Annotated in this window: 29 protein-coding genes; 13 read left to right on the plus strand and 16 right to left on the minus strand. The window is 61.1% G+C overall.

Going from position 1 to position 26,540, the window contains the following annotated elements:
- Positions 1–215 precede the first annotated feature (215 nt).
- Positions 216–1,142 carry a GGDEF domain-containing protein gene (locus ACIN8IBEIGE_RS16265; RefSeq protein ID WP_160015567.1) on the plus strand — a complete coding sequence of 309 codons (927 nt, stop codon included), beginning with the start codon at positions 216–218 and terminating at the stop codon, positions 1,140–1,142.
- A 62-nt stretch (positions 1,143–1,204) separates the two neighbouring features.
- Here the strand turns inward: ACIN8IBEIGE_RS16265 and rluB are convergent, their stop codons facing one another.
- From rluB to ACIN8IBEIGE_RS16300, 7 genes are all read right to left on the minus strand, one after another.
- Positions 1,205–2,389 carry a 23S rRNA pseudouridine(2605) synthase RluB gene (gene rluB / locus ACIN8IBEIGE_RS16270; RefSeq protein WP_160015568.1) on the minus strand — a complete coding sequence of 395 codons (1,185 nt, stop codon included), beginning with the start codon at positions 2,387–2,389 and terminating at the stop codon, positions 1,205–1,207.
- A 131-nt stretch (positions 2,390–2,520) separates the two neighbouring features.
- Positions 2,521–2,700 (minus strand): DUF1289 domain-containing protein, encoded by a 180-nt coding sequence (locus tag ACIN8IBEIGE_RS16275; RefSeq protein WP_160015569.1) that lies wholly within the window; start codon positions 2,698–2,700, stop codon positions 2,521–2,523.
- Positions 2,701–2,733: 33 nt separating this feature from the next.
- Positions 2,734–3,525, minus strand: a complete 792-nt coding sequence (gene scpB, locus ACIN8IBEIGE_RS16280) for an SMC-Scp complex subunit ScpB (protein WP_160015570.1) — start codon at positions 3,523–3,525, stop codon at positions 2,734–2,736.
- Positions 3,526–3,527: 2 nt separating this feature from the next.
- Positions 3,528–4,226 carry a ScpA family protein gene (locus ACIN8IBEIGE_RS16285; RefSeq protein WP_178124398.1) on the minus strand — a complete coding sequence of 233 codons (699 nt, stop codon included), beginning with the start codon at positions 4,224–4,226 and terminating at the stop codon, positions 3,528–3,530.
- A gap of 173 nt (positions 4,227–4,399) precedes the next feature.
- Positions 4,400–5,614, minus strand: a complete 1,215-nt coding sequence (locus ACIN8IBEIGE_RS16290) for a tryptophan--tRNA ligase (protein ID WP_090387507.1) — start codon at positions 5,612–5,614, stop codon at positions 4,400–4,402.
- A 48-nt stretch (positions 5,615–5,662) separates the two neighbouring features.
- The gene (locus tag ACIN8IBEIGE_RS16295; protein ID WP_160015572.1) at positions 5,663–6,292 is read right to left on the minus strand and encodes an L-threonylcarbamoyladenylate synthase; all 630 of its coding nucleotides are present in this window, start codon (positions 6,290–6,292) and stop codon (positions 5,663–5,665) included.
- Positions 6,293–6,305: 13 nt separating this feature from the next.
- Positions 6,306–7,169, minus strand: a complete 864-nt coding sequence (locus tag ACIN8IBEIGE_RS16300) for a PHP domain-containing protein (protein ID WP_160015573.1) — start codon at positions 7,167–7,169, stop codon at positions 6,306–6,308.
- A gap of 151 nt (positions 7,170–7,320) precedes the next feature.
- On the opposite strand from ACIN8IBEIGE_RS16300, the gene ACIN8IBEIGE_RS16305 reads away from it, so the two are divergent.
- The 5 genes from ACIN8IBEIGE_RS16305 to ACIN8IBEIGE_RS16325 all read left to right on the plus strand — a co-directional run bounded on the left by ACIN8IBEIGE_RS16305 (position 7,321) and on the right by ACIN8IBEIGE_RS16325 (position 10,726).
- Complete coding sequence (locus ACIN8IBEIGE_RS16305) at positions 7,321–7,620, plus strand: YciI family protein (protein ID WP_160015574.1); 300 nt, start codon at positions 7,321–7,323, stop codon at positions 7,618–7,620.
- A gap of 54 nt (positions 7,621–7,674) precedes the next feature.
- Entirely contained in the window at positions 7,675–8,076 is a 402-nt protein-coding gene (locus ACIN8IBEIGE_RS16310; protein WP_160015575.1) for a translation initiation factor 2, read from the plus strand.
- A 3-nt stretch (positions 8,077–8,079) separates the two neighbouring features.
- Positions 8,080–8,757, plus strand: coding sequence for a response regulator transcription factor (locus ACIN8IBEIGE_RS16315; RefSeq protein ID WP_160015576.1), 678 nt, complete (start codon positions 8,080–8,082; stop codon positions 8,755–8,757).
- A gap of 130 nt (positions 8,758–8,887) precedes the next feature.
- Positions 8,888–9,298, plus strand: coding sequence for a Spy/CpxP family protein refolding chaperone (locus tag ACIN8IBEIGE_RS16320; RefSeq protein ID WP_090387512.1), 411 nt, complete (start codon positions 8,888–8,890; stop codon positions 9,296–9,298).
- Positions 9,299–9,382: 84 nt separating this feature from the next.
- Positions 9,383–10,726 (plus strand): HAMP domain-containing sensor histidine kinase, encoded by a 1,344-nt coding sequence (locus ACIN8IBEIGE_RS16325; RefSeq protein WP_160015577.1) that lies wholly within the window; start codon positions 9,383–9,385, stop codon positions 10,724–10,726.
- Here ACIN8IBEIGE_RS16325 and ACIN8IBEIGE_RS16330 read toward each other — a convergent pair.
- Entirely contained in the window at positions 10,692–11,258 is a 567-nt protein-coding gene (locus tag ACIN8IBEIGE_RS16330) for a nitroreductase family protein (RefSeq protein ID WP_160015578.1), read from the minus strand. The genes ACIN8IBEIGE_RS16325 and ACIN8IBEIGE_RS16330 overlap by 35 nt on opposite strands.
- A gap of 74 nt (positions 11,259–11,332) precedes the next feature.
- Positions 11,333–11,704: a YkgJ family cysteine cluster protein gene (locus tag ACIN8IBEIGE_RS16335; protein WP_160015579.1), complete on the minus strand. Its 372-nt coding sequence runs from the start codon at positions 11,702–11,704 to the stop codon at positions 11,333–11,335.
- Between the two features lie 152 nt (positions 11,705–11,856).
- On the opposite strand from ACIN8IBEIGE_RS16335, the gene ACIN8IBEIGE_RS16340 reads away from it, so the two are divergent.
- Together ACIN8IBEIGE_RS16340 and ACIN8IBEIGE_RS16345 are read left to right on the plus strand one after the other, a co-directional pair.
- The gene (locus ACIN8IBEIGE_RS16340; protein WP_090387515.1) at positions 11,857–13,311 is read left to right on the plus strand and encodes a TrkH family potassium uptake protein; all 1,455 of its coding nucleotides are present in this window, start codon (positions 11,857–11,859) and stop codon (positions 13,309–13,311) included.
- An 82-nt stretch (positions 13,312–13,393) separates the two neighbouring features.
- Entirely contained in the window at positions 13,394–14,848 is a 1,455-nt protein-coding gene (locus tag ACIN8IBEIGE_RS16345; RefSeq protein ID WP_160015580.1) for a TrkH family potassium uptake protein, read from the plus strand.
- Positions 14,849–14,856: 8 nt separating this feature from the next.
- Here ACIN8IBEIGE_RS16345 and ACIN8IBEIGE_RS16350 read toward each other — a convergent pair whose 3' ends face one another.
- Positions 14,857–15,858 (minus strand): AraC family transcriptional regulator, encoded by a 1,002-nt coding sequence (locus tag ACIN8IBEIGE_RS16350; RefSeq protein WP_160015581.1) that lies wholly within the window; start codon positions 15,856–15,858, stop codon positions 14,857–14,859.
- 157 nt (positions 15,859–16,015) lie between these two features.
- Between ACIN8IBEIGE_RS16350 and ACIN8IBEIGE_RS16355 the strand changes: the two genes are divergently transcribed.
- Together ACIN8IBEIGE_RS16355 and ACIN8IBEIGE_RS16360 are read left to right on the plus strand one after the other, a co-directional pair.
- Positions 16,016–16,333 carry an Mpo1-like protein gene (locus tag ACIN8IBEIGE_RS16355; protein ID WP_160015582.1) on the plus strand — a complete coding sequence of 106 codons (318 nt, stop codon included), beginning with the start codon at positions 16,016–16,018 and terminating at the stop codon, positions 16,331–16,333.
- 170 nt (positions 16,334–16,503) lie between these two features.
- Positions 16,504–17,892 (plus strand): adenylate/guanylate cyclase domain-containing protein, encoded by a 1,389-nt coding sequence (locus tag ACIN8IBEIGE_RS16360; protein ID WP_160015583.1) that lies wholly within the window; start codon positions 16,504–16,506, stop codon positions 17,890–17,892.
- On the opposite strand, the gene ACIN8IBEIGE_RS16365 is transcribed toward ACIN8IBEIGE_RS16360, so the two are convergent.
- Together ACIN8IBEIGE_RS16365 and ACIN8IBEIGE_RS16370 are read right to left on the minus strand one after the other, a co-directional pair.
- Positions 17,885–18,943, minus strand: coding sequence for a glycosyltransferase family 1 protein (locus ACIN8IBEIGE_RS16365; RefSeq protein ID WP_160015584.1), 1,059 nt, complete (start codon positions 18,941–18,943; stop codon positions 17,885–17,887). The two genes, ACIN8IBEIGE_RS16360 and ACIN8IBEIGE_RS16365, sit on opposite strands and share 8 nt — an antisense overlap.
- Positions 18,940–19,758, minus strand: coding sequence for a UDP-2,3-diacylglucosamine diphosphatase (locus tag ACIN8IBEIGE_RS16370; RefSeq protein ID WP_160015585.1), 819 nt, complete (start codon positions 19,756–19,758; stop codon positions 18,940–18,942). Before ACIN8IBEIGE_RS16370 ends, ACIN8IBEIGE_RS16365 begins: the two co-directional genes overlap by 4 nt.
- 125 nt (positions 19,759–19,883) lie before the next feature.
- Between ACIN8IBEIGE_RS16370 and ACIN8IBEIGE_RS16375 the strand changes: the two genes are divergently transcribed.
- The 3 genes from ACIN8IBEIGE_RS16375 (at position 19,884) to ACIN8IBEIGE_RS16385 (ending at position 21,915) form a co-directional block, all read left to right on the plus strand.
- Positions 19,884–20,633 carry an AraC family transcriptional regulator gene (locus ACIN8IBEIGE_RS16375; RefSeq protein ID WP_160015586.1) on the plus strand — a complete coding sequence of 250 codons (750 nt, stop codon included), beginning with the start codon at positions 19,884–19,886 and terminating at the stop codon, positions 20,631–20,633.
- A 98-nt stretch (positions 20,634–20,731) separates the two neighbouring features.
- Positions 20,732–21,067 carry a tRNA-binding protein gene (locus ACIN8IBEIGE_RS16380; protein WP_160015587.1) on the plus strand — a complete coding sequence of 112 codons (336 nt, stop codon included), beginning with the start codon at positions 20,732–20,734 and terminating at the stop codon, positions 21,065–21,067.
- Positions 21,064–21,915, plus strand: a complete 852-nt coding sequence (locus ACIN8IBEIGE_RS16385) for a DMT family transporter (RefSeq protein ID WP_160015588.1) — start codon at positions 21,064–21,066, stop codon at positions 21,913–21,915. The genes ACIN8IBEIGE_RS16380 and ACIN8IBEIGE_RS16385 overlap by 4 nt, the downstream gene beginning before the upstream one ends.
- Here the strand turns inward: ACIN8IBEIGE_RS16385 and ACIN8IBEIGE_RS16390 are convergent, their stop codons facing one another.
- From ACIN8IBEIGE_RS16390 to ACIN8IBEIGE_RS16405, 4 genes are all read right to left on the minus strand, one after another.
- Complete coding sequence (locus tag ACIN8IBEIGE_RS16390) at positions 21,916–22,203, minus strand: SelT/SelW/SelH family protein (protein WP_160015589.1); 288 nt, start codon at positions 22,201–22,203, stop codon at positions 21,916–21,918.
- A 113-nt stretch (positions 22,204–22,316) separates the two neighbouring features.
- Entirely contained in the window at positions 22,317–24,350 is a 2,034-nt protein-coding gene (locus ACIN8IBEIGE_RS16395) for a FimV/HubP family polar landmark protein (protein ID WP_160015590.1), read from the minus strand.
- A gap of 260 nt (positions 24,351–24,610) precedes the next feature.
- A complete protein-coding gene (locus ACIN8IBEIGE_RS16400; RefSeq protein WP_160015591.1) occupies positions 24,611–26,014 on the minus strand; it encodes a DHA2 family efflux MFS transporter permease subunit in 1,404 nt (467 codons plus the stop codon).
- Entirely contained in the window at positions 26,014–26,448 is a 435-nt protein-coding gene (locus tag ACIN8IBEIGE_RS16405) for a MarR family transcriptional regulator (RefSeq protein WP_090248226.1), read from the minus strand. Before ACIN8IBEIGE_RS16405 ends, ACIN8IBEIGE_RS16400 begins: the two co-directional genes overlap by 1 nt.
- Between the last annotated feature and the right edge of the window lie 92 nt (positions 26,449–26,540).

The following is a 26,540-nucleotide window of genomic DNA, read 5'->3' on the forward strand; positions in this document are numbered from 1 at the left end:
CCAACACAGCTACCGCCGGTTTTCCGGCGGCAGCCGAATCAGCTGGCATCAGATTGCCAGCAACCCCGCCAGTTAACCGGCAAAACTTTGCCGCAAGCAGCCCAAGAGAAACAGTAAGCCAATGAATTAAAAGCACTTTTCTAGTGATTTTAAGATTGGCACGGAATTCGCTCTAGCCCAGCTATCGTCGCGTATAGCGCTAGAGGTAGAGCTTCATGGCCCCGCACAACCAGTCCAACACCATCGATTTCGACGCTGCCAAATTGCAGCGTCTCGGCTATGCCGGTCGTCTGCAGAAAAATCTCAAGCCGGTCAGCCTGGCGCAACTGCGTCAACAACTGAACCTGCGCCTGCAGACCTCGCTGGAAGCCGAACGCATTCTTGAGCTGTTCTACAGCGAAGTGCAGCGTCTGGTGCCACTCAGTGCCCTGAGCTACCAACTGGCCTCCTGCGACCTGCGCCTGGAGCTGGGCGAGCGCGGCAATCACTCGGCCGGCTACCGCTTGAATCACGATGGTGAATTCCTCGGTGAGCTGACGTTCCGCCGCAACCAGCGCTTCAGTGAGGATGAGCTGGGCCAGCTCGAATCGCTGCTCGCCAGCCTGCTGTTCCCTCTGCGCAACGCCCTGCTCTACCGCGCAGCCGTGCAAAGCGCATTGCGCGACCCGCTGACCGAGACCGGTAACCGTATCGCCATGCAGCAAACGCTCAAGCGCGAAGTGGACATCGCTCGGCGCACCCTGCAGCCATTGTCAGTGCTGATGGTCGACATCGATCACTTCAAACGCATCAACGACACCCACGGTCACCTGATCGGCGATCAGGCGCTCAAAGCCGTCGCCAGCGCGCTGAAAGACAGCCTGCGCAATGTCGACATGGTATTTCGCTTCGGCGGTGAAGAATTTATGGTGTTGCTCTCCAACACCAGCCGCGAATCAGCCTCAATGGTTGGCGAGCGTCTGCGCATGGCAGTTCTCGGCATCCAGTACCTGGTGGAAAACCGTGCCATCGAGCTGTCGGTCAGCCTCGGCTGCGCCAGCCTGCTGCCGGGCGAGTCGATGGAAAGCCTGCTGCGCCGCGCCGACAACGCGCTGTACGTGTCCAAGCGCGATGGCCGCAACCGCCTGTCGATGGCTGGCTAACGCCAACGCAGACAATAAAAAGGCGACCCGAGGGTCGCCTTTTTCATATCCACTGCAGTGGATTACTCCGGCTTAGGACCGTGACCGAAACCTGGACGCTGACCGTCGCGGGTCGGCTGGCTGCGGCGCTTGACTGGCGCACCGGCCGGCTTGCGCGACGGACGCTCAGTCAGCTCAACACTTGGACGCTGCGCACCCGGCTTGGCCGGACGCTTCTTGTTGACGTCACTCGGGCGTTCGGCGACCGGCGTGCCTTTGCCTTGGTCGGCACGCGGCGCACGTGGAGTACGTACCGGACGCTCAGCACCCTCACCCCGGGCCGGGCGCGAACGGCCCTGATCACCCGCGGTTGCCGGAGCACCGTGCGCTGGACGCAAGGTACGTTCCGGACGCGCCGCACGACCCACCGGTTTGGCCGACTTGCGTTGCAGGCGGTCGAGCTTGTCGCGAGTCTTCTCTTTCATATCCGGCAAGGCCACCGGCTTGAGACCGACTTCTTCGCTGAGGATATCCACTTCACGTTGGCTCATTTCGCGCCAGCGGCCCATGGTCAGGTCCGAGGTGATAAACACCGGGCCGAAACGCACGCGCTTCAGACGGCTGACCACCAGGCCCTGGGATTCCCATAACCGGCGCACTTCGCGGTTACGGCCTTCCATTACCACACAGTGATACCAGTGGTTGAAGCCTTCGCCACCCGGTGCTTCCTTGATGTCGGTGAACTTGGCCGGACCGTCCTCAAGCATCACGCCGGCTTTCAGGCGTTCGATCATCTCTTCGTCGACTTCGCCACGCACACGCACCGCGTACTCACGGTCCATCTGGTAGGACGGGTGCATCAGGCGGTTGGCCAGCTCACCGTCGGTGGTGAACATCAGCAAACCGGTGGTGTTGATGTCGAGGCGGCCGATATTGATCCAGCGGCCATCTTTCGGCCGTGGCAGACGGTCGAACACAGTCGGACGGCCTTCCGGGTCGTCACGGGTGCAGATCTCGCCTTCGGGTTTGTTGTAGATGATCACGCGGCGCACGCTTTCGGCGGCTTCTTCGCGGCGGATCACCTTGCCATCGACGGCAATCGCATCGTGCAGGTCAACGCGTACGCCGAGACTGGCGACTGCGCCATTGACCTTGACGCGGCCGGCGGTAATCCAGGCTTCGATTTCACGGCGTGAAGCCAGGCCCATGCGTGCCATGACTTTCTGCAGTTTTTCGCCTGCTGGGCTGTATTCTTCGATTTCACTCATCTGGGCACCTCCCGGTGTTTTCTTTAGTGATTAGGACGATCAGGCCAAGCCTATTCGTCAAAGGGGCGCGGAGCATACGCGAAACGCGGCGCAGACGCACGGGTTGAGGCTAGCCGCCTGATCGGTGGCCGTCAGCCTTTGCGCCGACCGATGGTCGCCAAACTCAGCAAACGCATATCGGCTTCAGCCAGCACGGCACGCCGCGCAGCCTTGTCGAGCTTCTTCCAGCCCTTGATCTCGATCTTGCTACGCCCACAACCCAGGCAGATATCGCGCTCGAACTTGCACAGTTTGATGCAGGGATCTTTCACTGCACTGGCGCCTTAACTGATGCGACCTGCTCTTTAGTCAGGCAGTTGTTCTTTATCCAGGGTTGCGTGAGGCTCATCGGCATCGCCACGCTCATCGTCCTGTTCGGGCAAATCGTCGAAGTCGGTCTTCAGACCCTGCTCCATCGAATCGAGTTCAGCCAGCAGGCTGCTGAAGCTGGTTTCTTCGCTCGTTTCCACAGCGAGCTCATCGGCCAGGGCCAGATCGGCACGTGCTTGCAGGCTCTGCGGCGCCTCCAGATCCTCTTCAAACGCCAAGGCCGGCTCAGGTTCCAGCTCGCGCAGGGCGGCCAGCGGCGGTAATTCGTCGAGGCTTTTCAGGTTGAAATGATCGAGAAAAGCCTTGGTGGTGGCGAACATCGCCGGCTTGCCCGGCACATCGCGATAACCGACCACACGAATCCACTCGCGCTCCAGCAGGGTTTTGACGATATGACTGTTGACCGCCACACCGCGCACATCTTCGATCTCGCCACGGGTAATCGGCTGGCGATAGGCAATCAGCGCCAGGGTTTCCAGCATGGCGCGCGAATAGCGTTGCGGGCGCTCCTCCCATAGGCGACCCACCCAAGGCGCAAATTTCTCGCGCACTTGCAGGCGGTAACCGGACGCCACCTCGATAAGCTCGAAGGCGCGCCCTTCACAGGACTTGCCCAGGTGCGCCAACGCCTTCTTGAACACCACCGGCTCCGGCCGCTCGGCCTCTTCAAATAGCTCGAACAGACGCTCCAGCGATTGCGGCTTGCCGGAGGCCAGCAGAAAAGCTTCGAGCAGGCTGGCCAGCTCACGAGGTTCGTTAAGGTTCATGCTTATTCAGCCCGCGCACGCACATGGATTGGCCCAAAGGCCTCATTCTGCACCAGTTCAACCAGGGATTCCTTGATCAACTCCAGCACCGCCATAAAGGTCACCACCACGCCGAGTTTGCCTTCTTCAGGACTGAACAGGCTGACAAATGGCACAAACGCGCCACCCTTGAGGCGTTCGAGCACTTCGCTCATGCGCTCACGGGTCGACAGCGCCTCACGGGTGACCTGGTGGCTTTCAAACATATCGGCGCGGCGCAGAACCTCAGCCATCGACAGCAGCACTTCTTCCAGACTGACATCCGGCAGCAGCTTGCGTGCCCGCGCTTCGGGTGCGTCCAGACGCGGCACCGTGACATCACGGCCAACCCGGCTAAGGCCATCGATTCCTTCCGCTGCAGCCTTGTAACGCTCGTACTCCTGCAAGCGGCGGATCAGCTCGGCACGCGGGTCGTCTTCCTCGGCTTCTGCTTCACTGGAGCGTGGCAGCAGCATGCGTGACTTGATTTCGGCGAGCATGGCCGCCATCACCAGGTACTCGGCCGCCAGCTCCAGACGCACCGACTGCATCAGTTCGACATAGCCCATGTACTGGCGGGTGATTTCCGCCACCGGGATGTCCAGCACGTCGATGTTCTGCTTGCGAATCAGGTACAGCAGCAGGTCCAGGGGGCCTTCGAAGGCTTCGAGAAACACTTCCAGGGCATCCGGCGGGATATACAGATCCAGCGGCATTTCGGTGACAGCCTGGCCATACACCAGCGCAAATGGCAGCTCCTGCTGTGCATTAGCCTGATCCTGGGGATGGCTATCGGGGTGTTCCTGGGCTGGCACGCTGGACATGGTCACTCTCGAAATTAGATTCAGCGTTAGGTTCAGCGGTAATTCAGGCCGAGGGCCAGGCGCACTTCACTCAAGGTTTCCCGCGCTTCAGAGCGCGCGCGCTCGGCGCCATCGGCGAGAATCTGCCGGACCAGATCAGGATTGTCCTGATAATCCGCAGCACGCGCCTGCAGCGGTTGCAGTTCCTGCTGCAGCGCCTCGACCAAGGGTGCCTTGCACTCCAGACAGCCGATGCCGGCGCTGCGACAGCCTTGCTGTGCCCAGTCGCAGGTTGCATTGCTGGAATACAGCTGATGCAACGACCATACCGGGCAATTCCCCGGGCTGCCCGGATCATCACGATGCACCCGCGCCGGATCAGTCGGCATGCGGCGGATCTTCTCCTCGATCGCCGAACCGCTGTCACGCAGGAAAATCGCATTGTTATTTGATTTGGACATCTTGCCGCCGTCGAGCCCGAGCAGTTTGGGCGACTCGCCGAGCATGGCCTGCGGCTCGATCAGCAGAATCTTGCCGCCGCCTTCCAGATAACCGTAGAGGCGTTCCTTGTCCCCCAGGGTAATGCTCTGCTGGTCCTTGAGCAGTGCCCGCGCGGTTTCCAGCGCTTCAGCGTCACCCTGCTCCTGATAGGCCCTGCGCAGGTTGTTGTAGAGCGTCGCGGTTTTCTTGCCCAGCTTGATGATCGCCGCCTCGGCCTTTTCCTCAAAGCCTGGCTCACGGCCATACAAGTGGTTGAAGCGCCGCGCCACATCCCGGGCAAACTCGATATGCGCCAGCTGGTCGCTGCCGACCGGCACCACACCGGCGCGGTACAGCAGAATGTCCGCCGCCTGCAGCAAGGGATAACCAAGAAAACCGAAGGTGCTCAGATCCTTGCCGTGCAGCTGCTCCTGCTGTTCTTTATAAGACGGGACGCGCTCCAGCCAGCTGAGCGGACAGATCATCGACAGCAGCAGGTGCAATTCAGCGTGTTCAGGGACTTGCGACTGAATAAACAGCGTCGCCGAGCTGGGGCTGACCCCGGCAGCCAGCCAGTCCACCGCCATGTCCATGACGCGCTGGGACAGCGGGCCGACATCGTCGTAATCAGTGGTCAGTGCATGTAAATCAACGATGCAGAAGAAGCATTCATAGGTGTGTTGCAGCTTCACCCAGTTCTTCAGCACGCCCTGATAGTGCCCCAGGTGCAGCAGACCACTCGGGCGCATGCCAGACAGCACGCGGCGTTCAGCGTCAACAAGACTCAAAACGGATTACCTGAATAATCGAAAGAGCCCGATTATATATAGCCAGACTCAAAGGTCATCCGTAAAAGGCGACGGATCACCGCAACCCACCCGAATCACCTCGGGCTCATCGTCGGTCAGGCTGACCACGGTGGAAGCCTCCAGCCCGCCGAAACCGCCATCGATGATCAGATCGACCTGATGTTCAAGGATCTGACGCATCTCGTAAGGGTCGCTCATCGGCAGCGTGTCACCCGGCAGAATCAAGGTCACGCTCATCAACGGCTCATCCAGCTCGGCCAGCAAGGCCATGGCGATCGGATGACTGGGCACGCGCAGGCCAATGGTGCGACGCTTGGCATGCAGCAGCATGCGCGGCACCTCACGAGTGGCGTTGAGGATAAAGGTGTAAGGTCCCGGCGTGTGACTCTTGAGCAGCCGGAAGGCGGCGGTATCGACCTTGGCAAAGGTGCTGAGCTGTGACAAGTCGCGGCATACCAAGGTGAAATTGTGTTTGTCTTCCAGTTGGCGCAGGCGGCGAATACGCTCTACCGCGCTCTTGTCGCCGATGTGGCAGCCCACGGCATAGGAGGAGTCAGTCGGATAGATCACCACGCCGCCGCTGCGGATGATCTCCACGGCCTGCTTGATCAGGCGCGCTTGCGGGTTTTCCGGATGAATCTGGAAGAATTGGCTCACGCTTGGTCCCTGGTCAAATTGCAGTAGGCTGCTGGACATGTTGAAACCGTGCCCACAGGGGCGGTAGATCCTCGGGCACCGGGCGATAGACGCCCAGCTCAGACCACTGGCCTGGCGCGTGGAAATCACTGCCTGCGGTGACGAGCATGCCGAATTCCCTCGCCAGAATCGCCAAACTGCCAACCTGTTCGGCCGGCTGCATACCGTTGACCACTTCCAGCGAATGCCCGCCGGCACCGACAAAATCGGCGATCAACTTGCGTCGTTTACTCCGAGTAAAGTCGTACTGCCAGGGATGCGCCAGACTGACCCAGGCATTGGCGCGACGCAGGGTATCGACTGCTTGAGCCAGCTCCGGCCAGTGCTGTTTGACATCGCCCAGCTTGCCCGAGCCCAGCCACTTGCGGAACGCTTCGGCGCGATCCTTTACATATCCGCTGCGCACCAGAAAGTCAGCGAAATGCGGGCGCGCCGGAGCATTGCCGCTGTCGCCCAGTTCCTGCTGCATGGCCCGCGCGCCTTCGAGCGCGCCCGGCATGCCTTTGGCCTCCAGACGCTTGGCGATTTCCGCAGCGCGCAACCAGCGTCCCTCGTGCAGCTCGGCAATGGCCTGCTGCAGGGCCGGCGCATCGCGATTGAAGGCGTAGCCCAGCACGTGAATGGTCGCGCCGCCCCAGGTGCAGGACAGTTCGATACCGTTGACCAACTGCATACCCAGCGCTTGCGCTGCAGCGCCCGCTTCGTCAAGGCCATCAAGGGTGTCGTGATCGGTCAACGCCAGCAAACGCACACCGCGCTCAAACGCCCGCGCCACCACCACAGCTGGCGCAAGGGCGCCATCTGAAGCGGTGCTGTGGCAATGCAAATCAACATCCATAAGGGGCGCTTTCCGAGTCATTTATGTTTGTTATTATGCCGCCAGATGTGGATTCTTGCTGGCTTGCGCCGATATTTCCTCGACTTTGCCTGAGCAGGCTGCTTTTCTCCCCTGGCGCTGGTCCGCGCCAACCACCGAATTAAGGATTGAGATGCTCTACGCGATCATTGCCACCGATGTGCAGAACTCCCTGGAAAACCGCCTGAATGCCCGCCCGACGCATCTGGCGCGTCTGGAGCAGCTGAAAAGCGAAGGCCGCTTGATCCTCGCCGGCCCGCACCCGGCCGTCGACAGCAATGATCCAGGCCCAGCGGGGTTTTCCGGCAGCCTGATCGTCGCGGAATTCGAATCGCTGCTAGCCGCGCAACAGTGGGCCGATACCGACCCCTACCGCGCCGCCGGGGTATATGCCTCGGTACTGGTAAAACCTTTCAAACTGGTCTTGCCTTGAGCCAATCCCTTCGCTGAATAACCCATAACAACAATTACAAAGATAGGAGTTCCGATGCGTCCAGGCCCGCTGTTTCTGCTCTTGACCCTGTGCTTGCCGGCCGTCACCCAGTCCGAGGAAAGCCCGCCGCAACCATTGGCAGAAGCCACTTCGGCGCAGACGCAGATCGATGAACTCGAGCAGCGACTGGCGCTCAGCGAAGAACAGCGCGCAGCCCTCAGCGCCGAGCTGCAGAACAGCAGCAACGAACGTGACACCGTACAGTTGCAGCGCCTGCGCCAGGAAAACCAACGCCTCAAACTGCAGCTGAAAAAAGCCCAGGCCAGCCCCCCTCAGCCACTGATCAGCGAACAGCAGATGTGGTTTGCCACGGGCGCCGGAGCCGGCCTGCTCGGGGTAATTATCGGCGCGTTCCTGCGCCGTGGTCGCCGTTCACGCAGCGAGTGGCTCAACTGACCCATGAGTGACCTGCTGTTAATCGACGACGACGTCGAACTCTGCGAACTGCTGACCTGCTGGCTGACCCAGGAAGGTTTTCAGGTCAGCGCCTGCCATGACGGCCACAGCGCCCGCAGCGCCCTCGCCAAGCACGGCCCGGACGCCGTGGTGCTGGACGTGATGCTGCCCGATGGTAGCGGCCTGGAACTGCTCAAACAGTTGCGCAGCGACCACCCGGAGCTGCCCGTGCTGATGCTCTCAGCGCGCGGCGAACCACTGGATCGGATTCTCGGCCTGGAGCTGGGTGCCGACGATTACCTGGCCAAACCTTGCGATCCTCGCGAGCTGACCGCGCGCTTGCGCGCGGTCTTGCGCCGCAGCCTGCCGGCCAGTCCAAGCAGCCCGCTCGATCTCGGCGACCTGCATTACAGCCAGGCTCGCGGCACCGTGACCCTGGGCGAACAGGAAGTGCTGCTGACTCTCTCGGAAAGCCGCATCCTCGAAGCCTTGCTGCAACATCCGGGCGAACCGGTGGATAAACAGGAGCTGGCGCAACTGGCCCTCGGCCGCAAACTGACCCTGTATGACCGCAGCCTGGATATGCATGTCAGTAACCTGCGCAAAAAGCTCGGCCCGCACACCGATGGCCGCCAGCGTATTCTCGCGCTGCGTAGCCGCGGCTACTACTACAGCGTCTGAGCCGTGGTTGTGTATATCAGCCACATTAAGCTCTTTACCTAAGCTTTACCTTGCCCTGACGGCCCTTGACCTTGACCGCCCTAGACTGGGCTCATCCGGTGTTTACCGGTTTCAGACAAGGAGACACACCATGCGCAAGACCCTTACCGCAGTACTGCTCGCCCTGACCCTGCCGACCCTGGCCATGGCCATGCCTGAAGGCGGCCCGCGGCACGGCGGCGGCGAGCACGGCTCCCGCATGTTCAAAGAGCTCGATCTGAGCAAAGAGCAGCAGCGCGAAATCCGTAAGCTGATGGGCGAGCAGATGAAAGGCCGCCATGAGATCACCAAACGCTACCTGGACAAGCTGCCGGCGGCAGAACAGAAAGCCATGCAGGACGAATTGCAGGCCGCCAAGGACAAACAGCACAGCGCCATCCGCGCCCTGCTCAAGCCCGAGCAGCAGAAGGCCTTCGACGAGCACCAGAAGAAGATGGAAGAGCGCCGCGCCGAGCACCAGGCGTTCAAAGCCTGGCAGGCCGAACAGGCGAAAAAGAACTAACCCGGGCACTGTTGCCTTTACGCCCATCAGGCTGCAAAGCCTGATGGGCGTATGCATTTCCACCACAACGACTAAGGAGCCACCGTGCGGTCACTGTTCTGGCGCATCTTTGCCAGCTTCTGGCTGGCTATTGCCCTGGTAGCGGGGTTGTCCATGCTGCTCGGACGCATGCTCAATCAGGACGCCTGGTTGCTCAGCCAGCACCCTGGCATGGATGACCTCGCCGAGAAGTGGACGCAGCGTTATGAGAAGAACGGTCCACGCTCCGCCCAAGCCCTGCTTGAGCAACGTAAACGCAAGTTCCGCATTGATGTGCAGGTACTCGACGACAGCGGCCAAGCCGTGGTCAAAGGCACCTTCCCGCCCCGCGCGGCAGCCTTCGAGGCCCGCCATCGCAATGAGAAACGCCTGCCCTGGCGCCGCCTGAGTGTCGACTACACCAGCCCGCACAGCGGCGAAACCTATCTGTTTATCTACCGCATCCCGATCCCCGAAGTCGCCGCGTGGCAGCGCGAAAGCCTGCTCTGGCCGCTGAGCGCGCTGGGTATCGCGATGCTGGTGCTGACCCTGTTCAGCCTCTGGCTGACGCTCTCCATCACCCGCCCGCTGAATCGCCTGCGCGGCGCCGTGCACGACCTGGGGCAAACCGCTTACCAGCAGAACAGCCTGGCACAACTGGCCGAGCGGCGTGATGAGCTCGGCGTACTGGCGGCCGACTTCAACCGCATGGGCGAACGCGTACAAGGTTTGATCAGCAGTCAACGTCAGCTATTGCGCGACGTGTCCCATGAGCTGCGTTCACCACTGGCGCGCCTGCGCATCGCTTTGGCGCTGACCGAGCGCGCGGATGCTGCCGCACGGGAACAATACTGGCCGCGCCTGAGTCAGGAGTGCGACCGCCTGGAAGCACTGATCAGTGAAATCCTCGCCCTCGCCCGCCTCGACGCCGAGCCAGGCGCAGCGCAGCCGATCAACCTCGACGAACTGCTGCAGAAATTGCAGGACGACGCGCGCCTTGACGCCCCAGAACAACAAATTGAAATTCAGCTGGAAAGCGGCCTGCAGCTCAACGGCTGGCCAGACATGTTGCTACGCGCGATGGACAACCTGTTGCGCAACGCCCTGCGCTTCAACCCGCTTGGTCGGCCCATCGAATTGACAGCCAGCAGAAGCGCCGAGCAGCTATGCCTGAGCGTGCGTGACCACGGCCCTGGGGCTGCGCCTGAGCTGCTGACGCGGCTTGGCGAACCCTTCTTCCGCGCGCCTGGCCAGACCAGCAGTGGTCATGGCCTGGGCCTGGCCATCGCCCGCCGCGCGGCAGAGCGGCATGGCGGGCAACTGGAACTGAGCAACCATGCGCAAGGTGGCTTTATCGCCACCCTGCGCCTGCCGCTTAGTCAGCCGAATCAGGCGCCGACCAGGCCCTGACAAAATCATCGACCTGAACCTGCGGCACCGCACGCAACTCGCGCTCCGGGGTGCCGAGATAGAGATAAGCAATAACCTGCTCATCTGCGCTTAGCCCCAGGCCGGCACCAACCTGAGGGTTGTAAGCCATATCACCGGTACGCCAGACCGCACCGATGCCTTGCGCATGAGCCGCCAGCAGAATCCCGTGGGCGGCGCAGCCAGCCGCCAGCACCTGCTCCTGCACCGGTACTTTCGGGCTGGCCTGCACACGAGCAATAACCACCACCAGCAACGGCGCACGCAACGGCATGGCACGCGCTTTGGCCAAGGCTTCAGAGCTGGCATCGGCAGGTAATGCACTGGCAAACAGCTCGCCCAGTTGCTTCAGCGCTTCACCTTCAACAGTAAGAAAACGCCAGGGCCGCAGCTGGCCATGGTCAGGCGCACGCAGAGCGGCGCGAAACAACAGCTCACGCTGCGCAGCATCGGGGGCCGGCGCAACCAGGCGCGGCGCGGAAACACGGTTTAGCAACGCATCAAGAGCGTCCATCAGCCACCTCGGTAATTGAAACAGGTGGCCATTCTAGTGCCTGCGCGCAGCTGAGGGGCAATCCACACAGTTTCTCAGGCTACCCGCTCGGGAGAAACGCTCGGCAACACCGGCGGCATCAGCGGCGGCAAGCCGTGTGCACTGCGGGCTGCATCGCAATGCGGATTGTGCTCGCCATTGACCCAGGAGGCCTCGAATTCGCGACAGGTGCTGGAGCGCTGTTCATACAACGTACAGCGCACCCCCTGGCCAACTTCCCCCAAAAGGGCGTTACAACGCGTGGGTTTGCTTTCCGTGCCACGCATGGCAACACGGTGCGGGGTGATCAGCACAACCTGATCGTCCGGCATCAAACCACCGGCCGATTGGCACTCACCCCAGAAGAAAGACACACGAAAATGCGCGCAGCAGGCGCCACAACTCAGACAAGGATTGCTATCGGACATGATGGAAGACTCAGAAACCGGCAAGGGCCGGCACCTGGCGGCTATTCTATGCAGCGCCAAGCGCTTGTAAAGCACGCAATGTGGCCGCTGTACAGCGGCTACAGCGCGCGTAGAATAACGCCCCTTTGCCCTACAGAGCCCGAGCCGACTCCATGTCATTGCCGACACTGCGCATCATTGCTTTTATTCTCGGCATATTCCTGATCACTCTGGCCGTCAGCATGCTGATCCCCATGCTGACGCTGCTGCTGTATTCACGCACCGACGACCTCAACGCCTTTCTCTGGTCCAGCCTGGTGACCGCCGCTGCGGGCATCGCCATGGTCATCCCCGGGCGCCCCAAGGACGCGCAACTGCGCCCGCGTGACATGTACCTGTTGACCACCGGTAGTTGGCTGGTGGTGTGCATCTTCGCCGCCCTGCCGATGGTGCTGATTCACCACATCAGCTACACCGATGCCTTTTTCGAGACCATGTCCGGTGTTACCACCACGGGCTCAACCGTGCTGGCCGGTCTGGATCACGCCTCACCCGGCCTGCTGATCTGGCGTTCGATGCTGCAGTGGCTGGGCGGTATCGGCTTTATCGGCATGGCGGTGGCGATTCTGCCGCTGCTACGGGTCGGTGGCATGCGCCTGTTCCAGACCGAATCCTCCGACTGGGGCGAGAAGGTCATGCCGCGCTCGCACATGGCGGCCAAATACATCCTGTTTATTTACCTGAGCCTGACCCTGAGCGGCTTTCTCGGCTTCTGGCTGGCTGGCATGACGCCCTTCGATGCCATCAATCATGCAATGACTTCTATCTCCACTGGCGGCTACTCGACCTCGGATTCATCGCTGGCCAACTGGAACCAACCGGCCGTGCACTGGGTGGCAGTGGTGCTGATGATTTTCGGCGGTCTGCCCTTCACCCTGTATGTCGCGACCCTGCGCGGTAACCGCAAAGCGCTGTTCAAGGATCATCAGGTACGCGGCTTCCTCGGCTTTCTGCTGGCCACCTGGCTGGTGTTTGGAACCTGGCTGTGGCTGCACTCGGATAACAGCTGGTTGGATGCGTTTCGCATTGTCGCGGTGAATGTCACCTCGGTGGTCACCACCACCGGCTATGCCTTGGGCGATTACAGTACCTGGGGCAGTTTCGCCGTACTGCTGTTCTTCTACCTGACATTTGTCGGCGGCTGTTCGGGCTCCACCTCCGGCGGCTTGAAGATTTTTCGCTTTCAGGTGGCCTATGTGCTGTTGCGGGCCAACCTGCAACAACTGGTGCACCCGCGCGCAGTGATCAAGCAGCAGTACAACAATCACAACCTCGATGAAGAGATTGTCCGCTCGCTGATCACCTTTTCGTTTTTCTTCACCATCACCATCGGCGTGATCGCTCTCGGTTTGACCCTGCTTGGGCTGGACTGGATAACCGCGCTGACCGGCGCAGCGACAGCGGTGTGTAACGTCGGTCCCGGTTTGGGCCCGATCATCGGCCCGGCGGGCAACTTCTCCAGCCTGCCGGATGCGGCCAAATGGCTGCTGACCATCGGCATGCTGCTTGGTCGCCTGGAAATTCTCACCGTACTGGTGTTGGTAACTCGGGCATTCTGGCGACATTAAGAACCTATCGGCCGGGCGATTAGCACGCAAGCCCGGTCCGACACCCTAGACTCTTGCTATTACTGGAACGGAACCCGCTTAGATGGCTTGGCCGACCTTACGGATCATCGCGTTTATCAATGGCATCTTTCTTCTGACCCTGGCGATCAGCATGGCCGTCCCCATGCTGACCCTGATGCTGTTTGCACGGCCTGACGAACTCAACGCCTTCCTCTGGTCCAGCCTGATCACCTTTATCGCGGGCATCGCGATGATTGCCCAGGGCCGCCCCAAGGATGTGCAGCTGCGTCCACGCGACATGTACTTGCTGACAGTGTCCAGCTGGATACTGGTGGGGCTGTTCGCCGCCCTGCCCTTTATGTTTTCCCAACACCTGGGCGTGACCGATGCGGTGTTTGAAAGCATGTCAGGCATCACCGCCACCGGGGCCACGGTACTGACCGGGCTGGACAGCATGTCGCCGGGCATTCTGATCTGGCGTTCGCTGCTGCACTGGCTCGGCGGGATCGGTTTTATCGCCATGGCCGTGGCGATTCTGCCGATGCTGCGGATCGGTGGTATGCGCCTGTTCCAGACCGAATCCTCGGACCGCTCCGAAAAGATCATGCCGCGCTCGCACATGGTCGCCAAGTACATGATCGCGGCCTACCTGGGGATCAGCCTGCTTGGCTGCCTGGCCCTGTGGACGGCGGGCATGGGCGTATTCGACGCGATCAACCACACCATGTCGGCCATCGCCACTGGCGGGTTTTCCACCTCGGACCAATCGGTGGGCAAATGGACCGAGCCGGCGGTGCACTGGGTCACTATCGTGCTGATGATTCTCGGCAGCGTACCGTTCGTGCTGTATGCCTCAATGTTGCGTGGCAACTACAAGGCATTGATCCGCGACCAGCAGGTACGTGGCTTTCTCGGTATTTTGCTAAGTACCTGGCTGCTGCTTGGCACCTGGTATTACCTGAGCACCGAACTGCACTGGCTTGAAGCCATTCGCCACGTGGCGTTCAACACCACCTCGATCATGACCACCACCGGCTTTGCCCTCGGCGATTACACGCTGTGGGGCGGCTTTGCCGGCATGCTGTTCTTCTACCTGGGATTTATCGGCGGCTGTTCGGGCTCAACCGCAGGCGGTCTGAAGATTTTCCGTTTCCAGGTCGCCTACGTGCTGCTCAGGGCCAACCTGATGCAACTGATCCACCCGCGCGCGGTGATCAAGCAGCAGTACAACCGCCATCACCTGGATGAAGACATCGTCCGTTCGATCCTGACCTTCTCGTTCTTCTTCACCATCACCATCGCCGTGCTGGCCCTGGGCCTGACCCTATGCGGCCTGGACTGGATCACCGCACTCAGCGGCGCGGCCAGCACCGTTTCCGGCGTAGGCCCCGGCATGGGCCCGATCATCGGGCCGGCGGGCAATTTTTCCAGCCTGCCGGACACCGCCAAATGGCTGCTGACCTTCGGCATGCTGCTCGGCCGCCTGGAAATCCTCACCGTACTGGTGCTGATGTTGCCGGCCTTCTGGCGACATTAAATACGTTTTTACATCCGCGCGCGGTACTCGCCCGGCGTGGTGTCGAACCAGCGACGAAAGGCGCGAAAGAAGTTGCTCGGGTCGGAGAACCCCAGCAGATAGGAAATTTCCAGCAAGGTCAGATTGGCCTGACCCAGGTACTGGCCAGCCAGCTCACGGCGCGTGTCATCCAGCAGGTGCTGGTAGCTGGTGCCTTCATCCTGCAAACGCCGTTGCAAAGTACGCTCGGACAGCAGCAGTGCCTGCGCCACGGTTTCACGCTTGGGCTCGCCCTGGGGCAGTAACCGGCACAACACCTGGCGCACCTGATGAGTCACCCGCGTACCGGAAAAGCGGGCCAGGTAATCGCCGGCAAAACGGTCATGCAGCTGCGCCAACGCCTCATTGGCCGACGGTAATGGCGCATCCAGATCAGCCCGTTCGAACAGCAAGGCATAGTGCTCGGCGTTGAATTTCAGCGGGCACTGGAATACTTCGTCATAAGGCGCAAGGTCCTCCGGAGCCGGCCCCATCAGACTGACCAGCCGCGGGCGCAGCGGTTTGCCAGTCAGCCAACGGCAGAAGGCCAGGGAGTGCGCCAGCGAGGCTTCGGCGCTTTGCCGCGCCGAGGGTAGCCGATCGCCATGGATCGCCAGCAGCATTTCATAGCCTTCCGGGGTGGGGTGAAAACTGAGATCGGCACCCTCGCCGATAATCCGCTGATAACGCACCAGCCGGGCAAAGCCTTCCTGCAGGTTACGGCTGCTCATCACCGCATAGCCCACCACGTTGAACGATGATGGCCGCAGAATCTTCGCCATGTTCAGGCCAATGGCCGGATTGCCCGAAGCCTCCACGGCCAGATGCCAGAGCCGGGTCATGGCGTCCTGAGCAAAGCGCGCATCGGAGTCGCTCAAGGCAGCATAGTCGAGCCCCAGCTGGGCAAACAGGCTGCGGCAATCAACACCGCCCAGTTCCAGGGCCGCAACAATGCCCGAGGCCCAACTGGATGAAGTGGTACGTTCGCTCATGACGTGTTCTGTTCTTATTAGGGAGTCTGAAGGGCGACAGAAGGATACTAAACTGGCACCTAATGTCAGTGGCCCAGCGCGTCACTCGACCTAGACTGCAAGTAAGCCGCCATAGCCGCAAGTCTGGTGGTGGTCAAAAGAATAAGAGGAGGCCCAGATGAGCACTGAAACCCGCGAACGCTACAGCAGCTTCGCCGAGTTCTACCCCTATTACCTGCAGGAGCACAGCAACGCCACCTGCCGCCGCCTGCACTATGTCGGCAGTTTGCTGGTGCTCTGTGTACTGGGCTATGTACTGGCCACTCAGCAGTGGCTATGGCTGCTGGCGATACCGCTGATCGGTTATGGCTTCGCCTGGATCGGTCACTTTGTTTTCGAGAAAAACCGCCCCGCCACCTTTGACTACCCACTTTATTCGCTAATGGGCGACTGGGTGATGCTGAAGGATGCCTTTACCGGACGCATCAAGGTTTAATAGCCCGCATCGAACGACCGCTGGCTCAGGTGGCGCTGCCGTTCGGCTGCCGCGCTTGGCGGTTGTGGTGGGCTTGGTTATGATCCCTCGCTTATTTTGCGCAGCCAGTACGGTGCGCCCCCAGGCGCCCAGTAGAGGTGCCAGACGAGCAGCAGGGATAGTCCCATCGGATGAATGTCAAAAGCGCCCCCCGAATTTCCGCACTGCCGGCACCGCCGCTGCGTGAGTACTACTCTCGCGTCCTGGCCTATATCGCCATCGCTGCCAGTATTGCCGCCGGTACTTACACCCAGCATTTCGGTTACGACATTCTCTGGATGGTGCCCTACGCACTGCTCTACCCGCACCTGGCACACCATCTGAGCCTGCGTTTCAAACGCGAGCATCCGCAACGCACCACCCTCAGCCTGCTGTTTATTGACGCTCTGCATGCCGGGGGCGCACTGGCCCTGCTTGGTTTCTCGGTGGTTCCCAGCCTGATGTCATTGCTGATTCTGCTGTTCAGCTCCTTGGTCATCGGTGGCCTACGTCATCTCGCCCTTGCATCGTTGATTGCGCTGAGTGGCACGGTATTCTGTGCAGCGCTGCTCCAGGTCAAGCTGAACATCAACACCCCACCTTTGGTGGCGTTGGTCAGCATCTTTTTCACCACCCTGTACATCTGTATCACCGCTTACTTTGTGCACCAGCAGGGCCTGCGCCTGAGTCAGGTACGCAACGAGATCACCCGCGAGCAGGAAAAAGCCGCACGTCTGGCGCGCAATCTGGCCAAGTACCTGTCACCACAGGTGTGGGAATCGATCTTCACCGGCAAGAAAAGCGTGCGCCTGGAAACCCAGCGCAAGAAGCTCACGGTGTTTTTCTCAGACATCAAGGGCTTTACCGAGCTGGCCGAAGAACTAGAAGCCGAAGCTCTGACCGACCTGCTCAACACCTACCTCAATGAAATGTCGAAGATCTGCCTGAAATACGGCGGCACCATCGACAAATTTGTCGGTGACTGCGTGATGGTGTTCTTCGGCGACCCCAGCAGCAAGGGCGCCAAGAAGGATGCGGTCAATGCAGTGTCCATGGCCATCGCCATGCGCAAGCATATGAAGGTACTGCGCCAGCAATGGCGTGCCCAGGGCATCACCAAGCCACTGGAAATCCGCATGGGGCTGAACACCGGTTATTGCACCGTGGGCAACTTCGGCGCCGATACGCGCATGGACTACACCATCATCGGCCGCGACGTGAACCTCGCCAGCCGCCTGGAAAGCGCTGCTGAATCCGGTGAGATTCTGATCTCTCACGAGACCTATTCGCTGATCAAGGACGTGATCATGTGCCGCGACAAGGGCCAGATCAACGTCAAGGGCTTTACCCGCCCCGTGCAGATCTACCAGGTGGTGGACTTCCGCCGCGATCTGGGCGCCACATCCAGTTACGTCGAACACGAACTACCCGGCTTCTCCATGTACCTGGACACCAACGGTATCCAGAACTTCGACAAGGAAAAGGTTATTCAGGCCCTCAGTCAGGCAGCCGATAAGCTGCGTGACAAGGTGATCATGTAAGCGCCTGATCACGCCCTACTGCGTGTAAGTCCGGCACAACCGGCATGCACAACTCACCATCGAGCAACGGCTGCTGCGCCAGAAATTCCAGCGCCGACGCTCGCCAGGATTGCCGCGCGGCCAACTCGGCGCAACGCCCGCGATCCAGGCTCAAGGCCGCCACACAGGCCGCCCGCAAGTCCTCATGCATGACCCCGCTGACGCCCGCCCGCAACACATCCAGCGGCCCGGCTACCGGAAATGCCGCCACTGGCGTACCGCAGGCCAGGGCCTCGAGCATCACCAATCCATAGGTATCGGTGCGCGAGGGGAAGACCAGCACGCTGGCGTTCTGAAACGCCTTGGCCAGCGCCTGGCCATGCTGATAGCCAAGAAAGCCCACCTGTGGATAAGCCGCCTGCAATGCCTCGCGCTGCGGGCCATCGCCGACCACCAGTTTCTGCCCCGGCAGATCGAGGGCAAGAAACGCCTCGATATTCTTCTCCGGCGCAATCCGCCCGACATACAGAAACACCGGCTCAGCCAGGTTTGTCGGCGCCAGCGGCGGACAGAACAGCCGCGTATCGACACCCTTACGCCACAGCACCAGACGTTTGAAGTCCCAGCCGGCAAACTCCTCACGCATGCGCTCGGTGGTCACCAGCACCGCCTGGCTCGGTCGGTGAAATGCGCGCAGAAAGGCATAGCCCCAACGCAATGGAATCCAGGGCCAGCGGGTGTGCACATATTCGGGGAAACGCGTATGGATCGCGCTGGAAAACGCCAGGCCGCGCTTGCTCAGCCAGCGCCGTGCTGCCCAGCCCAATGGCCCTTCAGTAGCCAGGTGCACACAATCCGGCTGAAATGCACGGATCGCCGGGCCAACCCGCCAGAGGTTCCATACCAGGGGTATTTCAGGATAACTGGGGCATGGCCGCGCGCGAAAGTCCGCCGGCGACAACAACTTGACCTGATGACCGAGGCCGCGCAGTTCACTGATCAGCGCCTGCAGGCTGGTGACCACACCATTGACCTGCGGCGACCAGGCGTCGGTGACGATCAGAATCCTCACAAGGCAGGCTCGGCAGCCGCAACTGGAGCTGCTTGCAGCTGGCGCGCCTGATCATCAGCCAGGCGATACAGTTCGATACTGCCATCCAGATGTTCGATCAACGCCGTACAGGATTCCACCCAGTCGCCGCAGTTCATGTACTCGACATCCCCCATCGGGCGAATCTCGGCGTGATGGATATGCCCGCAGACCACGCCGTTGAAGCCGCGCTTGGCACACTCGTGGACGATGGCTTCTTCAAAGTCGCTGATAAAGTTCACCGCCGTCTTGACCTTGTGCTTGAGGTACGCCGACAGCGACCAATAGCCATAGCCATAGCGGCTACGCCAGTAATTCAGCCAGCGATTGAGGGTCAGGGTGAACTCGTAGGCCGAGTCGCCGAGAAAGGCCAGCCAGCGGTGATAGCGGGTAATCACGTCGAACTGGTCACCGTGAATTACCAGCAGCCGGCGACCATCGGCAGTGAAGTGCTCGGCCTCGTCAACCAACTGGATATTGCCGAGCATCAGGCTGGAGTAGCGGCGCAGAAATTCATCATGGTTGCCGGTGACGTAGATCACCTCGGTGCCGCGCTTGCTCATGGTCAGCAGGCGGCGGATCACGTTGCTGTGCGACTGCGGCCAGTACACCCCGCTGCGCAGCTTCCAGCCATCGATGATGTCACCGACCAGGTAAATCTTGTCGGTCTGGTAGCGCTTGAGAAACGCTGCCAGGTGTTCGGCCTGACAATCCCGGGTGCCCAGGTGCACATCGGAAATCCACAGGGTACGGACACGTTGCTTGCGGCTGGGCTTGGCGAGCTGAGCGCTGGTCATGGACGACCTCCGGCTGGGTTTGCTCGAGTCTGCGCAGACGCGGTGAAAGGCGCATGACAGCGCCGTGGCAATTCGGTGACAGCCTTTAAAGGGTATAGACTGGCTGGCCGAACAAGGAGCCCACCATGTCCTCGCTGCTCTCGCTGCGTCACTACAGCCATGAACTGCTCAGCCACAGCCATGACCATGCGCAGCTGGTGTTTGGCCTGAGCGGCCTGCTGGAGTTCGAAGTGGCCGGCCAAGGCAGCCAGGTAAAGCGTCAGACCCTGGCCGTGGTGCCTAGCGATGCGCAGCACGCCTGTGGCAGCAAGAACGGCAGTCACTGCCTGGTGCTCGACGTACCCTGTGAAGGCTGGCTGCAACAACAGCTGGGCCGGCATCTGGATGCCACCCGCCGTCTGCTGGAAAAACCTGCCGCGGTCAACCTGAATCCCGCGCAGAGCCAACTGGTCAGCTGGCTGGCCGCCAGCCCGATCAATGATCCGGTGATTGCCCAGCAAGGCGCCGCTCTGCTGTTGGCCAGCCTGGCCAATGGCGAACTACCCGCTCATGTAACCAGTCGCCTACCGCTAACGGCGCTGGATGCATACATTGATCAACATGCCGCACACCCGCTGCAGGTGGCCGACCTGGCGCGCCTGGCCGGCCTCTCGGCTGCGCATTTTCACGCACGCTTTCTCGCTGAAACCGGGCAAACGCCAATGGATTACGTACGCAGCCGTCGTCTGCAGCTGGCGCGTCAGCTACTGCAAGGCAGCAACCTGGCAATTGGCGAGATCGCCGCACGGGTTGGCTACAGCTCACAAAGTGCCTTTAGCGCCGCCCTGTTGCGGCATCTCGGCGTTACACCTCGACAACTACGCCGCACTGATTGATTCACCGACGAGAGCCTGGCGACAAAACCCGCGACTCCTAAGACAGACAAGGGCGCAGATAGGCACCTAGACTGCCCGGCAGAATCGAGGAGTCGCCTATGCAAAGCATCGAATGGCAGGATTTCGAAAAAGTGGAGCTGCGCGTAGGCACCATTCGTGCAGCCCGCCCCAATGAACAAGCCATAAAACCCGCCTACGTGCTGGAAGTGGATCTCGGCGAGCTGGGCATCAAGACCTCCAGCGCCCAGCTCACTGCCCACTACAGTTGCGAGCAGCTCGTCGGTCTCCAGGTGTTGTGCGTGTGCAATTTCGCCGCCAAGCGCATCGCCGGCGTGCGCTCAGAAATACTGGTGACCGGCGTGTATGACGCTGATAACAACGTAGTGCTGGCCGGCTTCGACAAACCGCTACCAAACGGTGCGCGCCTGGCATGAATCAACGTAATGCACTGTGGGCGATCCATCTTGGCGCCCTGCTGTTTGGACTATCGGGCATCTTCGGCAAACTGGCGAATACCACGCCGCAGATGATCTCCGCCGGCCGCGCCATCTTCGCCGTGGCGGCCTTGTTGCTGTTCGCCAAGCTGATCAGCAACGCGCGTCTGGTCCGCCTTGGCCTGCGCCAGACCGGCCTGCTGGTCCTCGGCGGCTTGCTGCTTGGCGGTCACTGGTGGAGTTTTTTCGAGTCTGTGCATATCTCTGGCGTGGCCATCGCCACCCTCGGCTTTGCCAGCTTCCCGGCCTTTACCGTGCTGCTGGAGGGACTGCTGTTCAAAGAACGCACGCGGCCGGTCGAATACGCCATGGTGGCGCTGGTATGCCTGGGCCTGGTACTGGTCACCCCGGATTTCGACCTGAGCAGCCAAGCCACCAGCGGCTTGCTCTGGGCGATATTGTCCGGCCTGCTATTCGCCCTGTTGTCGCTGCTCAACCGCGCCAGCACCCATGGTATTGAGCCCGTCCAGGCGGCGCTGTACCAGAATCTCACCGTGCTGCTGGTATTCCTGCCGCTGGCCTGGCCGACGCTGCCCAGCGTGCAGGCTCAGGACTGGTTGTGGATGGCCATGCTTGGGATCTTCTGCACGGGCCTGGCACACAGCCTGTTCGTCGCCAGCCTGCGAGTACTCAAGGCACGCACTACGGCGGTGATTTTCGCCCTGGAGCCGATCTACGGAATTGCCTTCGCCTGGCTGCTGTTCAGCGAAGTGCCAACCCTGCGCATGCTCGCCGGCGGGCTGCTGATTATCAGCGCGATCTTTCTATCGGCGCGGATGGCCAAGTGATCAATGGCTGCGGTCATTGTGGCCCAGATCCCGCGCCGGATCGATCTGATCGCGCACGCGCTGCTTGAGCACCTTGGCCTCGGGAAAACCGCCATCGCCCTTGCGCTCCCAGATCTGCACACCATCACAGGTGATGCGAAACACCCCACCCGTACCGGGCTCCAGACAAACCCTGGACAAATCATCGGTAAACGTCGACAGCAGCTCTTGCGCTAGCCAGGCAGCACGCAGCAGCCACTGGCATTGAGTGCAATAGGTGATGACTACTTCAGCTTTGGGGCTGGACATTGGCAGGCTCGCGCAAATGAAAGGTCGATGATAACGCGCAGCAGCCTGGCCTCAGCACAAGAAAAACGCCCGCGTACCAGAGGTAGGCAGGCGTTGAGCAACAGGGTCTTGCATCAGGCGATTTTTGCCAGCAGCTGACGCGCCTCCTGCTTCTGCTGTTCATCGCCTTCGTTGATCACTTCATTGAGGATCTGGCAGGCGCTGTCCAGACTGCCCTGTTCGATATAGGCCAGGGCCATATTCAGCTTGGACAGGTTTTCGCGGTTGCTGGCCAGTTCATCAAAATCGTCCAGCAGCTCCACATCAAGCACGTCACCGCCCCAGCCATCGCTTGAGGTTTCCTCCACCAGCATCGACTCGGCAAACGGACTGCGGGCATCACGGCTGCCGGACAGTTCGAAGATATCCGAAGTCTTGCGCTTGGCCGCAATACTGCTCTCGGCCTTGTCCGCCTCCTTTTTCGGCGCAGCTGGGGCAAAGGGGCTGACCAGATCCCAGTCGGCATCCAGCGACATGTCGTCCAGATTGAGCTGGCCATCATTGGCAGCATCCACCAACGGCTGCGCCTCAACCTCATCCAGCTCCAGCACCACATCGTCCAGCAGACTGGCCGGCGGCGCGCTGAACAGCTCGGCATGCCGCGCCTTTAACTCGTCGATCCGTGCCGGAGTAAAGCCGGATGCCCGTACCAAGGCCTCGTGGGCGATAAAGCCCTGGGTATCACCCAACAACGCCAGCACTTCCAGCAGACGGAAACCGATATCACTGCGCTGCGGCTGCGCCTCCCAGGCCTTGCGCAACGTACTGGCGGCTTCATTCAGGCGGCCATAGGCGATATACACGTTGGCACTTTGCAGGGCATCGTCACCCGCTGTCGGCCATACCGGCCCACCACGCGGCACCTCGCGCACATTGAGAGCCACTGCGGCTGCCGGCGCGACCGCTACAGCTGGCGCAACACTTGGTGCCTTGGGCATGACTGGCGTCAGTGAAGCTGCAACCGCAACAGGTGCTGGCTCAACGGGTTTTCTGCTACGCCAGAACAGGCCAGCCACACCGGCCAGTAACAGCACCAGCAGACCGGCGATGATCGCCAGCCAGTTGCTACCTGTCTCAGCCGCAACCGGTGCGGTTACCGCGACCGGAGCAGGCACAGCCGCGGCACTTGCTGCGGCGCCCGCACGGCGCGCGGCCAACTCGGCCTGCAGGCCAGCAATCTGCTGATCCCGCGCCGCCATCTGTTCCTGCAACTGCTGCACCTGCAGGCCCAGCTGCGCCAGGCTCTGTTGCAATTGCAGCGTCTCACTGATCTGACTGGCCAGCTCCTGCTCGACGCGGGCCTGTTCCTGAAGCAGTTGCTCAGCCGGCAGCTGAGCACTAGGCACAGCCACAGTCTCGGGCATAGCAGTTACCGCGACTGCAGGCTCGACCACGACAGACGGCACACTCGCAACACTATCGGGCAACAGCAATTGCGCACCGGCACGCAGGCGATTGATATCGCCATTGATAAAGGCCTGCGGATTAAGCGCATGGATGTCACTCATCAGCGCCTGGGCCGCCACCTGTCCGGTATCGTCGGCCAGACGGGCGGCTATCTTCCACAGGCTGTCACCGCTGACCACGCTGTAGCGATTACCCTGCTGCGCAACCGGCGGACGCACAGGCGCAGCAGTGGTTACGCGGGGTGCGGGGGTGACAACAGGCGCGCTGGATGCTGCAGGCGCAGCCAGGCTGCGGTAGGCGGCAGAGCTGGGCGGGTCGAGCAGCACGGTGTACTCGCGGTACAACTGGCCATTAGGCCGCACCACTTCGACGATAAAGTTGAGGTAAGGCTCACGCACCGGCTGCGTCGACACCACGCGAATCACACTCTTGCCGCCCCGCAGCAACGGGGTAAAGCGCAGGTCATTGAAGAAATACAGGCGATCAACGCCGGAGCGGCTGAACACTTCGGCAGGCGCCAGGCGCACGCGCATGTCTTCAGCGGTCAGGTCGCCCACATCAAACAATTCGATTTCGGCATCCAACGGCTGACTGAGCGCCGAATGCAAAGTGATTTCGCCCAGGCCAAGTGCTGGAACAAGCCCAGAATACAGGGCCGAGCTGGATGCCAAGCCGATCAGTAACTGACGAACCTTTGCCATAAAAACGCTCCCGTTGAATCCGCTCCTGCACCCTCGCCACTTCACGTCCAAGGCGTGCGCTTCCAGCGCTTGCGAAAGTATAGAAGACGGCAAATGCGCCTTGGGACTACGTTCCGTGTTTAACCCGGCTGGTGCATGGCAATAATTACGGTGCACTGAATAGACAAATGCCAATCGCCGCTTGGCAAAAAGCCACCCCAGGTGCAAGCATAGGCCCGCAGTCAAGAAAATGACAACTCCGTCACACTACCGTTTAGCTGTCAGCGCCTTGTCGATTTGACGCTCCAGGCCGCCAAAACCGTGATCGCGAATACCCCGGCCACCAGCCAGAAACTCTGTTTGAAGGCGAGCATCTCCGCGAGGTGATCACCACCCTCGGCGCTGTGCCGCCACTCCAGAAAGAAGGTCAACAGATTGACCCCGAACGCCCCGCCTAGCTGGCGCACGAAGGTGATGGCACCGGCGCCCTGGCCCAGCTCCTCGGGGCTGAGAATATCCAGCGAGCCGGTACTCAAGGCCGGCAGTAACACGCCCAGACCAATGCGCCCGACGCAGGCCCAGAAACACAGCTGGATAAACGAAGCGCCCTGCTCGACCCAGGCCAATCCTGCTGCCGACAGCGCAAAGATCAGCAACCCGCCACTCAGCAGCACGGCCGCAGACAGCCGATCACTGAGCCAGCCGCCGAGAAAGGACGCCATGCCCATCAAGATCCCCGCCGGTAACAGCAGCAGCCCCGAACGTCCGGCGCTGAAGCCTTCAACGGTCTGCAGATACAGCGGAATCAGGTAGGTCGAACCATAGAGCCCCAGCCCCAATGTCAACGCGACCCAGCTGGCGCTGCGAAACCCAGCATGCCGCCACAGTGCCAAGGGCAGCAGTGGCTGAGCAGCGCGCCGGCTGCGCAGGATAAAGGTCACGCCTGCCAACAGCGCCACGCAGCCTGGTAACCAGACCCGGGGCGCCGTCCAGGCAAAACGCTGCGCCTCGGCCAGAAAACCCAGCGCGGCAAATATCGCCACACACAGCCAGGCAAAGGCCTGAATATCCAGACGCAGCGTATTGCGCTCACGCTCGCTGGGCAGCAACCACTGCCCAGCGAGCATGGCCAGCAGACACATAGGTAGCGGCATCCAGAAGATCGACGGCCAGCCGAAATGGTCGACCAGATACCCGCCAATCCCCGGCCCCAGCGACGGCGCCAGCATCACCCCTAGGCCGTAGATACCCAGTGCCATGCCACGCCCGCCATCGGCGAATACACGAAAGATCAGCACCATGGCCAGCGGCTGTACGATTCCCGCACACAGCCCCTGCACGATGCGCAGGGCAATCAACTGCCAGGCGGCGTGCGTCACCAGCGCCACCAATGAACTGAGGATAAACAGCAGCAGGCCGAATTGCGCCGTACGCCGCGCGCCGAAACGCGCCTGGGCCCAAGCGGCCAAGAGAAGACCGGCAGTCATGGCGGCGAGAAAGCCGGTGGACAGCCACTGCGCCAGCGGCCGGCCGATGGCGAAATCCGCCATGATCGCTGGCAAGGCAACATTGATACTGGTGGAGGCCAAGACCATGGCCATGCTGCCGACCATCAGCAGTGCCAGCAGCCACTGCGGGTAACGCGGACCGAAGCGTTGCTGCAGGCTCTGCAGGTCGTCACGCATCAGCGTTTTTCCAGGTTACTCAACACCTGGGCGTGGACCTTCTGGCAGCGACGCAATTCGTCTTCATCAATACCGGCAAAGACTTCCTGGCGCAGTTGTGCAGAGATCGCTTCGATCTTTTCAATCAGCGGGCGGGCTTGTGGGCTGAGGGCAATCTTCTTCGCGCGGCGGTCTTCCGGTACCGCCTGACGACTGACCAGGCCCTGGGCTTCCAGGCTGTCGAGCAGGCGCGCCAGAGTCGGCCCTTCAACGCCGACGCTCTGCGCCAATTCACGCTGGGTCGGTAATTCGGCAAAGCGCCCCAGGTGCAGCAGCACCAGCCAGCGGGCTTGCGACAGCCCCAGGCCGACTAGGCGGCGATCCAGTTCGGCGCGCCAGGCACGGGAAAGTTGGGCAACTTGCATGGCAAAGCGGTGTTGATCGGTATGCGACATGGACAACGGCTCTTAACTATAAAAAACTAATTATTAGCCAGCTAACCATAACCCTTTTAACGAGGCAAGCCTGTAGAAGGTCTACAACCGTT

It is taken from the genome of Pseudomonas sp. 8BK, assembly GCF_902506475.1.
Taxonomy (GTDB): domain Bacteria; phylum Pseudomonadota; class Gammaproteobacteria; order Pseudomonadales; family Pseudomonadaceae; genus Aquipseudomonas; species Aquipseudomonas anguilliseptica.